The organism is Anoxybacillus eryuanensis (assembly GCF_051200995.1).
In the GTDB taxonomy this organism is placed as follows: Bacteria; Bacillota; Bacilli; order Bacillales; family Anoxybacillaceae; genus Anoxybacillus; species Anoxybacillus tengchongensis.
This window is the reverse complement of record NZ_JBPODS010000008.1, coordinates 76907-91304: the sequence shown is the minus strand read 5'-3', so window position 1 is coordinate 91304 and position 14398 is coordinate 76907. Positions and strand designations below refer to the sequence as shown.

At 39.8% G+C, this 14398-nt stretch carries 10 protein-coding genes and 1 other annotated feature; of the genes, 5 read left to right on the top strand and 5 right to left on the bottom strand.

All coding sequences use genetic code 11. The annotated features are described in order from the left end of the window. Positions 1 to 13: 13 nt before the first annotated feature. Positions 14 to 2800: a transglycosylase domain-containing protein gene (locus tag HNQ84_RS09320; RefSeq protein WP_435621935.1), complete on the bottom strand. Its 2787-nt coding sequence runs from the start codon at positions 2798 to 2800 to the stop codon at positions 14 to 16. A gap of 139 nt (positions 2801 to 2939) precedes the next feature. After that, positions 2940 to 3164: a binding site (T-box leader), on the top strand. A gap of 51 nt (positions 3165 to 3215) precedes the next feature. Between HNQ84_RS09320 and tyrS the strand changes: the two genes are divergently transcribed. After that, a complete protein-coding gene (gene tyrS, locus HNQ84_RS09315; RefSeq protein WP_183249200.1) occupies positions 3216 to 4475 on the top strand; it encodes a tyrosine--tRNA ligase in 1260 nt (419 codons plus the stop codon). A 37-nt stretch (positions 4476 to 4512) separates the two neighbouring features. Here the strand turns inward: tyrS and rpsD are convergent, their stop codons facing one another. Further along, the gene (gene rpsD, locus HNQ84_RS09310) at positions 4513 to 5115 is read right to left on the bottom strand and encodes a 30S ribosomal protein S4 (RefSeq protein ID WP_055440111.1); all 603 of its coding nucleotides are present in this window, start codon (positions 5113 to 5115) and stop codon (positions 4513 to 4515) included. Positions 5116 to 5487: 372 nt separating this feature from the next. On the opposite strand from rpsD, the gene HNQ84_RS09305 reads away from it, so the two are divergent. Continuing rightward, complete coding sequence (locus HNQ84_RS09305; protein WP_435621934.1) at positions 5488 to 7344, top strand: sensor domain-containing diguanylate cyclase; 1857 nt, start codon at positions 5488 to 5490, stop codon at positions 7342 to 7344. Between the two features lie 27 nt (positions 7345 to 7371). Here HNQ84_RS09305 and HNQ84_RS09300 read toward each other — a convergent pair whose 3' ends face one another. Both HNQ84_RS09300 and hisJ read right to left on the bottom strand, forming a co-directional pair. Further along, positions 7372 to 7857 (bottom strand): GAF domain-containing protein, encoded by a 486-nt coding sequence (locus HNQ84_RS09300; RefSeq protein WP_435621933.1) that lies wholly within the window; start codon positions 7855 to 7857, stop codon positions 7372 to 7374. 13 nt (positions 7858 to 7870) lie between these two features. Further along, positions 7871 to 8659: a histidinol-phosphatase HisJ gene (gene hisJ, locus HNQ84_RS09295; protein WP_435621932.1), complete on the bottom strand. Its 789-nt coding sequence runs from the start codon at positions 8657 to 8659 to the stop codon at positions 7871 to 7873. Between the two features lie 163 nt (positions 8660 to 8822). Here hisJ and ezrA point away from each other — a divergent pair, with 163 nt between their 5' ends. Continuing rightward, complete coding sequence (gene ezrA / locus HNQ84_RS09290) at positions 8823 to 10514, top strand: septation ring formation regulator EzrA (protein ID WP_183241992.1); 1692 nt, start codon at positions 8823 to 8825, stop codon at positions 10512 to 10514. A gap of 21 nt (positions 10515 to 10535) precedes the next feature. On the opposite strand, the gene brnQ is transcribed toward ezrA, so the two are convergent. Next, the gene (gene brnQ / locus HNQ84_RS09285; RefSeq protein WP_435621931.1) at positions 10536 to 11864 is read right to left on the bottom strand and encodes a branched-chain amino acid transport system II carrier protein; all 1329 of its coding nucleotides are present in this window, start codon (positions 11862 to 11864) and stop codon (positions 10536 to 10538) included. Positions 11865 to 12041: 177 nt separating this feature from the next. On the opposite strand from brnQ, the gene HNQ84_RS09280 reads away from it, so the two are divergent. Both HNQ84_RS09280 and thiI read left to right on the top strand, forming a co-directional pair. Continuing rightward, positions 12042 to 13193 (top strand): cysteine desulfurase family protein, encoded by a 1152-nt coding sequence (locus tag HNQ84_RS09280; protein ID WP_435621930.1) that lies wholly within the window; start codon positions 12042 to 12044, stop codon positions 13191 to 13193. Continuing rightward, positions 13190 to 14383 (top strand): tRNA uracil 4-sulfurtransferase ThiI, encoded by a 1194-nt coding sequence (gene thiI, locus HNQ84_RS09275; protein ID WP_183241998.1) that lies wholly within the window; start codon positions 13190 to 13192, stop codon positions 14381 to 14383. The genes HNQ84_RS09280 and thiI overlap by 4 nt, the downstream gene beginning before the upstream one ends. Positions 14384 to 14398 lie beyond the last annotated feature (15 nt).

Genomic DNA, 14398 nt, shown 5'->3' with positions numbered 1-14398 from the left:
ATGCCCGATTTTTTTAATTAGTTGACGGCTGTTCTTCTGTTTGTGTTTCTGTCGGTTCTTCATTTGTTGACTGCCCAGGTGATGAAGCAGGCAGCATACGAACGATATTTGACGGATTCGATTCCAATCCAGCAATATCGACAGCAGTAACGTAATATATGCCTTGTTTTAGCGGTATGCTTTTTTGTTCTCCTTTACGCATCGTTGTCATGACCTGAAACGGAGCTGTCTCCGATGCTGTATAATATACACGATATCCAATGACATCTTGTTCATGATGTTCACTCCAAGCGAGCGTATTCCCTTTTTGATATACAGCGATTGGGTCAGGTTTTTTGCCGTTTTCTTGCAGTGCTTTTGCGACAAACACATGCTTCCATTGATCGTTTTGAGGGAACAATTTGCTCATATCCTTTATATGTTGAATTCCCCATTGTTCAAGTAATGAAGTGTCGACCATGACGCCCTCTTTTGTAAATTCTTTTGGTGTTGTTGGTAAGGCGACGTATCGTTCTTCGTTTAGCTCAACAAAAGTGCCGTTGATTAAGTACGGATCTTCTTGTTTCGGTACAAACGCGGTATTAAACAAATCACTTTCTATCAGTCCGAATCGTTTACACGTTTCTGATGGGAGCAATCCAGAAATGGCACAATACGAACGCTTAACAATTCCACCAGGCATATGGAACCGCTCTTTTGGTGCAATAAGTTCTGGGTGAATATCATATGCCCCATTCATTAGCTGTGCCCATAGCAATAAGTTTCTTTGGGAATATGACAATCCTTTATAGCTTTTTTCAAGCGGCTTTGGCGTATCGTACCCCATCCAAGTGCCGAACGTGACATTTGGATTTGTTGCGACAAACCACGCATCTTTTGTATTTTGACTCGTTCCTGTTTTTCCAGCCCAATCCGCTGAAAATTTTAGTTTGCCATTTAAGAAAGCTGCTGTGCCAGAACGAATGACGTCACGCATCATATCAATTGTTAAATAAGCAGTCTGTGGTGAAAATACTTCCACGGGCTTTGATTCGTGTTTATACACGATTTTTCCGTTTTTATCGACAATTTTTTCGATTAAATACGCGTCAATGAACTTCCCACCATTCGCAAACGTAGCATATGCGTTGACGTTTTCTTCAATCGTTACCCCTTTTGTTAAACCACCAAGCGCAAGAGACAAGTTGTTTCCATCGCCTGTTGTTAAGCTTGTAAAACCCATTTTTTCCAAGTATGAAATGGGGCGTTGATCGATGATGCGAGCATATGTCCGAATAGCAGGAATGTTATACGATTTTTTTAGCGCATGCCGAACCGATGTTAAACCGTGCGTTTTTCCATCCGCATTTTTTGGACGGTATGGACCTTGTGGCGTTGAAATTTCCAAATCGACATCCGGAATAACAGATCCAGGTTGAACGATACCCATTTCCATTGCTGGTGCATAAACAAGAAGCGGCTTCATCGTTGAACCGTTTGAACGATACGCTTGTGTTGCATGATTGAGTTGTTCCCGTTTATAATCTCGGCCACCGACAAAGCTAATGATCCGGCCTGTTTTGTTTTCAATTAAAATGGCTCCCACTTCGACTGGTTGTCGGACAGAAATGATTTGCCCCGTTTTTTCATCTTTTTTCTGCACAACCGTATCGCTCCCAAAGTACGGATATTTTTCAACAATTGCTTGCATTCGCTCATATATGTTTTTATCAATGGTTGTATAAATTGTATAACCATTTTGGCGTAGTTGCTTTTCTGCTTTCTCAGCATATTCTTTATATAGTTGATCGTTTGAGCGCACATCTTGTCGTTCATATCCGTCTTTTTTTGCTAATAGATCAATAAAAATATCTTTCGCACGTCGTTCGATTTCAAACGTGAGCCACGGATACTTCTCAACAGGAGAAGGCAAGGAAGACACAAAATCTTTTGTAATGTCATATGCTAGCGCTTCTTTATATTGTTTTTCCGAAATGTATCCCGCTTTTTTCATGCGTGATAACACAGTTTTCATCCGGTTTAGTGCTGGGGATAAATCGTTTTTCAACTCCCCTTCGCTCGTAAACGGTGTGTAGCGAAATGGACTTTGTGGTAATCCTGCCAAAAAAGCCGCTTGTGGCAACGTTAGTTCCTTCGCATCGATGCCGAAAACGCCTTTGGAGGCAGCCTGAACGCCGGCAATATTTCGTCCGGATGCGTTTCGGCCAAACGGTACAACGTTAATATATGCCTCTAAAATCTCATCTTTTGAAAAAAATTTCTCAAGGCGCAAAGCAAGCAACACTTCTTTTGCTTTTCGCTCAAATGACACTTCGCTAGTTAAAATTTGATTTTTTACAAGTTGCTGTGTTAACGTACTTCCTCCGCTACGCGTGGAGGAATTTGTTGCTTCTTGAAAGATGGCACGTATAATAGCTTTTGGTACAACCCCTTTATGTTCATAAAAATGTTCGTCTTCTGTCGCGATAACAGCTTGAATGAAATAAGGGGAAACTTGTGAAAGTTTGACTTCGTCACGTTCTAAATCTGAACGAAAATAGCCGAGATACTCACGATTAGCGAAGTAAATATGTGTTGTTTCTTCATAGTTATAAATATCTTTTTTCATCTCTTTGTACGGAATCGGTTTGACATCTTTTACAAGTGAGGCGAAATATCCTGCACCGACACCGAAGGCAAAACTAAACGCACATAAACTGGTAATCAATATAATTAAACATACATTCCAAATGACCTCGTATGTAATCGTAAAATGACGCCATAGTTTTTGCCATGAGAATCGGACTTGTTTTTCTGACATAGTGACCTCCCATCCGTATTGTTATTTTCATTATTATATCATAATTTGTCTGTTCGTATCGGATAATGTCTAAATTTGTTTGAAGATCTTGACAATGATTTATGATTTATGATAAAAGAGAGTATGCTAATATGTAAATAGTCGAGCGATGAGCGGAACGAGTAGTGCTGATCTCCCTGCGAACAGAGAGCTAGTGGTTGGTGCGAACTAGCGCATAGGTGAGCATGAATTACCTCCGTGAGCATCTTTTGCGAACCGCTTGTGCGAAAGTAGCAAAAGACGGTGTAGACCGTTATGTCAATGAAGTGAGAGAACATGTCCGTTCTCTAAGTAGGGTGGTACCGCGATGAAACTCGTCCCTTCGTGTGAAGGGCGAGTTTTTTTGTTTGAATCCAAAAAGGAAAGGATGGTTGGAATGAATTTGCTTCAAGACTTACAATTTCGTGGTTTAATTAATCAAGTGACGGACGAAGATGGGTTAAAAGCACTGTTGGTAGAAGAAAGTGTAAAAGTATATTGCGGTTTTGATCCAACGGCAGATAGTTTGCATATTGGTCATCTTCTCCCGATTTTAATGTTGCGTCGTTTCCAACAAGCAGGTCATCAACCGATTGCGCTCGTCGGAGGAGCAACAGGACTCATTGGAGATCCGAGCGGGAAAAAAGCAGAGCGAAAATTGAATGAAAAAGAAACTGTTGCATATTACAGTGAGCGAATTAAACAACAGTTAAGTCGCTTTTTAGATTTTGACAATGACAATAATCCAGCTATTATCGCAAATAACTACGAATGGATTGGTTCGCTTGATGTTATTACGTTTTTGCGTGATGTTGGGAAAAACTTTGGGATTAACTACATGCTTGCGAAAGAATCTGTACAGTCGCGATTAGAAACCGGTATTTCATTTACAGAATTTAGTTATATGATTTTACAGGCGTATGACTTTTTAAAGCTGTATGAAATGTACGGCTGTAAGTTGCAAGTAGGCGGTAGTGATCAGTGGGGGAACATTACAGCCGGATTAGAGCTCATTCGGAAAACAGAAGAAGATGCCAAAGTGTTCGGATTAACTGTTCCGCTCGTAACAAAAGCAGATGGAACGAAATTCGGGAAAACAGAAGGTGGGGCTGTATGGCTTGATGCTGATAAAACGTCGCCATATGAGTTCTATCAATTTTGGATTAATACAGATGATCGTGATGTTGTAAAATATTTAAAATATTTCACGTTTTTATCGCATGAAGAAATTCTCGAATTGGAAAAACAAACGGCTGAAGCCCCAGAAAAGCGTGCAGCCCAAAAGGCGTTAGCTGCGGAAATGACACGCCTTGTTCATGGAGAGGAAGCATTGAAGCAGGCGATTAACATTTCTGAAGCACTCTTTAGCGGGGACGTATCCAAACTCACAGCAAATGAAATTGAACAAGGTTTTAAAGATGTACCATCGTATGTATGTCATGAAAAGGAAGTAGCACTTATTGATTTGCTCGTTGCAAGCGGTATTTGCCCATCGAAGCGCCAAGCGCGTGAGGACGTCACAAATGGGGCTATTTACGTAAATGGTGAACGTGTACAAGATGTAAGTAAGATGATGACAGAAGAAGATCGCATGGAAGGCCGATTTACAATTATTCGTCGTGGTAAGAAGAAGTATTACTTAATTCGTTATGCATAAAAAATCCTCTCTGCTATAAGCAGAGAGGATTTTTTCATTAACGAGAGTAGAACTCAACGATTAATGCTTCGTTAATCTCAGCAGGCAATTCAGAACGTTCAGGGAAACGAGTGTAAGTACCTTCTAATTTGTCTGCATCAAGCGTTAAATAGTCAGGCACGAAGTTGTTCACTTCAAGCGCTTCTTTAATAATTTGAAGGTTGCGAGACTTTTCGCGAACAGAAATCGTTTGACCTGGTTTCACACGGTAAGATGGAATGTCAACGCGACTGCCATCAACTAAAATGTGACCATGGTTGACTAATTGACGAGCTTGACGACGAGTGCGCGCGAAACCTAAACGGTAAACAAGGTTGTCTAAGCGAGACTCGAGTAAGATCATAAAGTTTTCACCATGTTTACCATGCATTTTACCTGCTTCTTCAAACGTTTTACGGAATTGACGTTCGTTTACACCGTACATATGGCGAAGTTTTTGCTTCTCTTGAAGCTGCATGCCGTATTCAGATAGTTTTTTGCGTTGTCCTGGACCATGTTGACCTGGTGGGTAAGGACGTTTTTGTAATTCTTTACCTGTGCCGCTTAACGAAATACCGAGGCGGCGAGAAATTTTCCATGTTGGACCTGTATAACGAGCCATAAATGCTCCTCCTTTGTTTTTATTTTTGGTAAAATAAAAACAGTCGTGCCTCACCATTCATCGCCATTTTGTTTTCATGTATCCTCGCCCTAGCAGCTGAGAGTTACACGATACAACCTCCGATGAGAGAATGATGCTCTCTATGGGGAACAAAATGGACATACAAATGTGAGCACAAAGGCTGCAATATTTTACACAAAGGCTATTATAGTTTTTTTTTGCGTCTGAGTCAATAATTTTTGTATAGTCTTTATCATAAGGATTATGGTATGATATAATCAATAGGTCCTCAGTTTCAGAAATATTACAGAAACTCTCATTTTTTTATTTATATGGTTCATACATATAAAGAGAGGAAGTACGTGCGGGTGAGTGAAAAAAATGAACGTTCAAGAACGCAATCAATATGCAATATTTAAGCAAAGGTTTTTTGATTGGTTTTTAAGTGAAGAAGATTTTACGGATTTACCTCGCATGATTCAAGCACTAATTGCCCTACTGAAACACGAATTTCGTTTATTAGATGTTACGTTTTACACGTTGAACCCGTTTAAGCATGTCTTTGAACTTGAAATGACGACAGACCGGACGATTGAACAGCAACGAGAAAAACACATCATTCCATTTGATGATCAGTTGAAAAAACAATTTGATGATGTTGTGATTTTGGATAGTGGTAACGAAATCAAAACGGTTCAATTTGGTATACATTTTTCAGAAGATTCATGCGGACTCGTTCGTTTTCAGCTGCATGAACGAGATATGTTGCCGAAAGCGTTTATCAAACAAATGAAACGTGATTTTTTAAAAGTGTTTGCTCGCATTCGTAAAGTGTCCGAAGTGTTAAGCGAAGAAAAAAGATATGAACAGTTACATCGGGCGGCAACAAAAATTCATGCATCGATGAATATTGGAGATGTGCTTGAAGAAATTGTGAAAACATTAAAAGAAGTGTATCCGACGTTTACGTGTCATTTATTTTTATCGTATGATAGCACGACAGATCGTGACTTGCCGATTAAACTACTGACGTTTGAAAATGAAGATGAGCATATGGGGGCCATGCAAGCGTATGTGACGGGACAAATCCAACTTCACGATTCGCTCGTTCATAAAAAGTCTGTCATTTATGCTCCGATTAAAGGGGCGCAAGGGATTTACGGTGTCATTGAAATGATTGCGCCGACGATCATGGAACTTCCAGAGCGGGAAATGCGATTTATTTCGTTACTGGCAAATACGGCTGGTAGCGCATTAGAGAATGCAAAATTATATGAACAATCGAAACGATTAATTGCTGATTTACAACTCATTAATGAAACGATTCACCACTTAAATACAAATTTACGTTTCCAAGATGCGCTACAATTTATGATTGAAAAAATTAAAACATCGTTTGATGCGCAGGAAGTCGGTTTTATTATTTTACAAGAAAAAGAGCGAAAAGTACTTCCTGGTAGTACGGATTTTTTTCAATCACGTGAAGCAAAGCCATATGTTGATTTCGTTTTTCATCGCATTCAACATCCGCGTGATACGTTATTTTTAGGTGATGTAAAAATTCATAGCAACTATACGAAACGTTTTCGTTCGCTGATGGCTGTACCGATGATGCGCGGGATGATGAAAGGTGTAGCGATTGTTTTACATCAAGAAGCATATCATTTTTCATTTGATATGTTTAAATTGTTGCAGTCGCTTATTCATCATTCGACATTGGCATTTACAAACGCAGCGTTGCGCGAAGAACTCGAACGAATGGTCATTACAGATCGATTAACGAATTTATATGCACGTCATTATTTAGATGAACGTATTCAACGTTCGATGGAAGAGGACGGTCTAGGTACATTTATTTTAATAGACATTGATAATTTCAAAAAAATAAATGATACGTACGGACATCAAGTTGGTGATGAAATTATTATTCAAGTAGCGAATATTATTAAAGCAAACATTCGCCAAAATGATATTGGGGCTCGATGGGGAGGAGAAGAACTCGCCATTTATTTACCAAAAGTGTCTATTAATGCAGGTTTATCTATTGCAAACCGTTTAGTACAAAAAGTTCGTGAGTTGACAAATCCTCCTGTGACCATTTCTTGTGGCGTATCGTATTGGAAGAAAAATCGCGCAGATTCCGTGAAGGAGCTATTCAATCGTGCCGATGAAGCGTTATATACCGCGAAACGGACAGGAAAAAACCGCGTTGTTGTGCAAGAATACTAAAAAGAGGCCAGTTTATCGGCCTCTTTCTTATATGTCGAGATAGTGAACGAGCGTTTGAACAAACCGTTGTAAATGTTGTTCATCTATTTCATCGAAACGATTTTTTATTGGACTGTCAATATCAAGTACACCAATGATACGGCTATCTTTCATCATTGGAATGACAATTTCAGATTGAGATGCTGCATCACATGCGATGTGACCCGGGAACGTATGAACATCCGCAACGCGTATCGTTCGTCTTTCAGCAGCGGCTGTTCCGCATACCCCTTTGCCGAATGGAATGCGCACACATGCTGGCAATCCTTGGAATGGTCCGAGCACGAGTTCATCCCCTTCAGCTATATAAAAACCGACCCAATTAATATCGTGTAAAAAGTAATTCAATAAAGCGGAAGCATTCGCTAAGTTCGCTACAACATTTTTTTCATCCGAAATTAACGCTTTTAATTGTTCGATGACAAGTGTGTAATTTTTTTCTCTTGTCCCTTTGTATGTTTGTGCATGAAACATGTTTTTCACTCCTCTATATCAACATATGTTCGACTCCTTGGTGAAGGCCAGCAACCGAGTGGGCATCTGAGCCATACACGAGAGGAATACCGCGTTTGACGGCTTCTTTTACGACCCAATGAGGTGGATATGGCTCTAAACAGAGTGGTTTTACTACCCCAGCCCCGTTATAATCGAGTTCCAATTGCCGATTTTTCATTTCATCAAGAATGTGCGTAATGATTTTTGCTTCATCGTACTCACACGGATAGGCGCGTTGAAACTTGTGAATAAGCGTGAGGTGACCGATGCGTTTTGGTTTGTATGACCCTAAATCAGCAACGACAGAAGCTAAAACGGTTTTGTAATATGCATCATATACTCGTTCAATAGATTGAAAAGCTGCAATGATGTTGCCAAACATTTCTTCGCTATAATCGATACACATGTATCGATCGTCAATGAGTAAAAAATGAACAGATAAAATGCTGTCGTCTAATTGTGGACCAATTTTATTTAAAAATTCCTTCGTTTTTTGTTCATATCCGACGATAAAATCAACTTCTAATCCGATGCGGATACGAATATGTCTTTCGTACTGTTTTTTTAATGATTGTAAAATTGATACGTATGATGCTAGCTGTTCTTCTTTCATCGCGCTATCTTGGTAAGGGGTTGGGTCTATAAATCCTTTCGGAAGCGGTGCGTGTTCGGTAAATGAAATATCTGTATAGCCAAGCGAAATGGCTGTTTCGATGTATGTATGCAACGCATCATCGCTTCCATGAGGACAAAACGGTGTATGAATATGTCCGTCACGCACGTTGTTCACCTCTTTAGGCGCAAAGTTCGACAAAAATCACGTTTTTTAGGAAAAAAATTAAAATTTTTGCTCAAAAAATGTTGCTAACATGGTATCATAAAATCATTGAAAAGAAAATGCCTTCTCCACAAAAAAAGAACGCTTGACAACAAGGAGGCCCATTATGGAATTTGTAGCGATTAGTGCGCTCCTCGTCATCGGAGGACTAACATATACATATGTGTACCGAAAACGTTTATATAAACAAATCGATCAATTAGAACAATGGAAAATTTCTTTAATGAATCGCCCTGTACCCGAGGAGCTGTCAAAAATTAAATCGTTAAATATGATGGGGGAAACAGAGCAGCTGTTTGAAAAATGGCGAAATGAATGGGACGATATTGTTGCCGTGCAACTGCCGAACATAGAAGAAAAGTTGTTTGATATTGAAGAAGCGGTTGTCAAATATCGGTTTATGAAAGCGAAAGAGGCTTTACATCAGACGGAGCAACAGCTAAAAGATATTGAAGGAAATATTCAACGCATTTTGTTGGAGTTACAAGAATTAGTCGGAAGTGAAGAAAAAAATCGCGAGGAAATTGAGCAATTCAAAGAGAAATATCGTCAAGTCAAAAAAGCGATGCTTACCCAGCGCCATACATTTGGTCGCACAGAAGCTGCACTTGAAGCGCGACTAAATGCCCTTCATCAACAATTTCAAACATTTGAACAGTTAACAACAGAAGGGAATTATTTAGCGGCTCGTGAAATCGTATTACTCATTCAAAACGAACTAAGTGAATTAAATCGTTTTATTGAACACATTCCGCTTTTGTTAAGCGATGCGCAAGTTGAAATTCCAGCACAATTAGACAATATTATTGAGGGATATCGCGAGTTGGTGGAAAAGGGATATGTACTTGACCATCTTCCGGTAGAAAAAGAAGTGGAAGCCATCCGCGGAAAAGTATCCGAAGTGCTTACGTTGTTAGAAGCACTTGCTGTGGCAGAAGCAGAAAAACTGCTTCGTGAAGCTCAAGAAGATGTGGATACGCTGTACGATTTATTAGAAAAAGAAGTGCATGCAGAACGTTTTGTTCATGAGGAAACAGAAAAAATTGAGCAAACGCTCTATGAGTTAGAAGAAGAAACAAAAGAAACGCGTGATGAAACATTGTTTGTACAACAAAGCTACCATTTATCGCAAAACGACCTGGATAAATATCGTCAAATTGAAAAGCAAGTGCAACAGTTAACGAAACGATTTATGTTAATTCAAACGAAAATGATGGAAGAGCGTTTAGCTTATTCGCTTATTCGTGAAGAGTTAGAGGAAATTTTAGCACAAATTGCTGCGGTGAAGGAAAAACATGTTCAATTCCGCGAACATTTATACGCATTGCGTAAAGATGAGTTGGCGGCACGTGAGAAGTTAACAGAAATGAAAAAACAATTGTCAGAAGCGATGCGACTGGTGAAAAAAAGCAAGCTTCCTGGCTTGCCAGAATCTTATATGCTACAAGTCAGTGAGGCGCGAGAAAGTTTGACGCGCGTATCGCTTACGTTAGATGGAAAGCCGTTAAATATGGAAGCTGTTCATCAAGCGTTGGATGAGGCGATTGTTTTTGTAGAAAATGTATGTGATCAAACGAAAGAAATGATTGAACAAGCCCAATTAGCAGAAAGAGTCATTCAATACGGCAACCGCTATCGCCGACGTTTCCATGCAGTAAATGCGGGACTAGAAGAAGCGGAACAGCTATTTCGACGATACGAATACGAACTAGCTTTACAAAAAGCTATTGCTGCGGTAGAGCAAGTGGAAGAAGGAGCATTTGAACGCATTCGTGAGTGGCTAAAAGAAAACGAGTGAAGGCATTTCCTTCACTCGTTTTTAACTTGCTTTTTTTTCGGTACGTGCAACATGATTTGTTTTGTTAAATAATAAACCAATCACCCCACCGATAAGCGCTGGTGTGAGCCATCCGATTCCTTGTTCAAAGAGCGGTAATGTTTTTTCATATACATGTAAAGCCGCTGATACGTCAAATCCTGCTGTTTTTAATCCATCCACGATGCTAACAAGGGATGTGCCAACCATCGCTCCGATATAAACGGTTTGTTTGCCGCCAAAATAGTCATGTAAAAAGGATAAAACGACAAGGGTAATGGCCAGCGGATAAATGATAATAAGAACAGGAATCGATAATGAAATGAGCTTTGTTAAACCGACATTTGCAATTACCGCACTGAAGCCACTCATCACGATGACAAGTGTTCGATAAGAAAGTTTTGGCGAAATTTTCGAAAAATAACTTGCGCATGATGATAATAAACCGACAGACGTTGTTAAACATGCTAGCATAATAATGATCGATAAAATGACTGTACCGGCTTGTCCGAATAAATAAGTGGCGGCTTGACTAATAATTTCTCCGCCGTTATTGCGGTAGCCGATCGCCTGTACACTCGATGCGCCAATGAAAGCGAGCGATAAATAAACGAGCGTCAGTCCAGAAGCAGCAATAAAACCAGCCTGAATACAAAGTTTAGTTAGTTGTTTTGTATGTGTAATTCCTTTTTGTTGAATCGCTTGAATGACGATAATACCAAAAACAAGTGCCGCAATGGCATCCATCGTTAAATATCCGTCAATAAATCCTTTAAATAGTGGAGCGTGTGCATAGGTATCCGTTGGTTTTTGGATTGTGCCCATAGGGGTCCATATACTTTTAATAAAAAATAACGTAAGACCGATAAGTAAAAATGGTGTTAACAATTTTCCGATTCGATCAACTAGTTTCGATGGGTTTAATGCTAACCAAAGCGATATGCCAAAATAAACAACAGTATATACCGCTAACATCGTAGACTGATCGGCTGCTTCAGGTAAAAAGGGTGTCACTCCAATTTCAAACGATACTGTACCTGTCCGCGGAATGCCAAAAAATGGCCCGATGGCTAAATACATGACAGCTGTGAAAATGACACCAAATACAGGATGAACTCGGCTAGCTAATTGTTGCAAATCGCTCCCCGTTCTTGCGATGGCGCTGACCGCTAATACAGGTAATCCAACACCGGTCATTAAAAATCCTGCAATCGCAACCCATACGTTTTCCCCTGCCGCTTGTCCGAGAGCAGGAGGGAAAATCATATTGCCAGCACCAAAAAATAAAGCAAATAACATAAAACCAACAGCGATTAAATCTTTTTTCGACATGTTGATCCTCCTTTGTTGTCTCCGTACCAGCCTATATACTACCATAGAAAATAAAAATTTTGTCGTTTTTATCAAAAGTTTCAATCTTTAAAATATTCTTTGATTATTCCTTTTTTGAATAAAGATGTGATAATATAAGAAGGCTGTTTGTATACGAACGTAATGGAGGCAAGGGCGATGATGTATTTAGATAATAGCGCCACAACAAAACCGTTTCCAGAAGTACTACAATCTTTCATAAAAGTAGCGACTGATTATTTCGGAAATCCATCTTCACTACATGGACTAGGCATGCAAGCAGAGCGATTGCTTACGCAAGCAAGAGAACAAATTGCCCGTTTGCTCGAGGTGAAACCGTCAGAAGTGATTTTTACATCTGGAGGGACAGAAGGAAACAATTTAGCCATTAAAGGTGTGGCTTGGCAACATCAACAACGCGGTCGCCACATCATTACAACAGCGATTGAACATCCGTCTGTCATTGAAGCATGCAAACAGCTTGAACAATTCGGTTTTCAAGTTACATATGTGCCTGTTGACGAACGTGGTATCGTATCGGTAGCACATATTGAACAAGCGTTGCGTGATGATACGATTCTTGTTTCGGTTATGCACGTAAATAACGAAGTAGGTTCTATTCAACCAATTGAACAGATTGGTGCGATGTTAAAAAAATATCCAAAAGTATTGTTTCATGTTGATGGGGTACAAGGTGCGGCGAAACTGCCGCTTCATTTAAAACGTGCAAATGTGGATTTATACACGATGTCAGCTCATAAATTTCATGGGCTGAAAGGAGCAGGAGTTTTATACGTTCGCGAAGGCGTGCGTCTTTCACCCCTTTTGTCAGGGGGAGCACAAGAAATGCAATTGCGTTCGGGAACTGAAAATGTTGCTGCCATTGTTGCAATGGCGAAAGCGTTACGATTATCTATTGAAAAGTATCGCGAGTCATATGCTCGACTCGAGGAAATAAAGCGGGCGATCATTGGACGTTTACAAACGATTGAAGGCATTTCTGTCCACACGCCGTTAGAGCAATCTGCTCCACACATTATTCATTTTTCTTTGGAAGGAATAAAATCAGAGACGTTTGTTCATGAACTGGAAAAACAACATATGTATGTATCAACGACATCAGCTTGTTCATCTCGTAAAAAAGCGCCAAGTAAAACATTGTTAGCAATGGGAATTGAAAAAACACGGGCAGAGCGTTCGATTCGTATAAGCTTATCGTATGAACAACAAATCGAGCATGTTCCAATTATTGTTGAAGCCATTGAGCAAGCATATGAACGATTAAAAATAGTAGTGAGGGGAACGAAATGACGTACGATCATATTGTAATTCGTTACGGTGAAATGTCGACAAAAGGAAAAAACCGTTTGCAATTTGTGAGATGCTTAAAACGAAATATAGCAAAAAAATTAAAACATTTTCCGAACCTTCAAATTGAAGCATTGCGTGATCGAATGTACATTCGCTTACATCATACACCACCGCAACCTGTCATCGAAAAATTGCAAGAAGTGTTCGGCATTCAATCGTTAAGTTTAGCGTTAAAAACAGAGAGCGACTTACAAAAAATAAAAGAAGCGACACTATTTTTTATAAAACAATTCCCATATGAAGGGAAAACATTTAAAATATCGGCTAGAAGGGCGGATAAACAATTTCCGGTCACAACAAATGAATTAAACTATGAGCTCGGTAGTTATGTGCTGAAAAACACAACGGGCTTAACGGTCAATGTCCATCATCCAGACATTGACGTTCGTGTTGAAGTACGAAAAGAAGGGACGTACATTACTGCATACGACGTACCAGGAGCGGGTGGTTTACCTGTTGGAACAAGCGGAAAAGCGATGCTTATGCTTTCCGGGGGAATTGATAGTCCAGTAGCAGGATATTTGGCGATGAAACGCGGATTGCAAATTGAAGCCGTTCACTTCTTTAGCCCGCCGTTTACAAGTGAGCGAGCCAAACAAAAAGTAATTGATTTAGCCCAACGTTTGACGGAATTTGGCGGGACGATCCGTCTTCATATCGTGCCGTTTACCGAGTTACAACAAGCCATTTATAAGCAAGTACCTGAAAATTATTCGCTTATTTCAACGCGTCGCGCGATGTTGCGCATTACAGATGAAATTCGCAAAAAAGAAAACGGACTGGCGATTGTAACTGGAGAAAGTTTAGGACAAGTTGCTAGTCAAACACTTGAAAGTATGGTCGCTGTCAACGATGTAACAACGACGCCTGTTCTTCGCCCGCTCATCTCGATGGATAAAACGGAGATTATCGCGATTGCTGAACGAATTGGTACACATCATATTTCCATTCGTCCATATGAAGATTGTTGTACAATTTTTACGCCAAAAGCACCAAAAACGAAGCCGAAAAAAGAAAAAATTATCCAATATGAAAAGTTTTTACCTTTAGACGAAATGATTGCAGAAACCGTGGCGCGCGTTGAAACGATCACGTTAAAACCAAATGAGCCATTGGACGAGCTCTTTTAACGATGTGTATGAAGT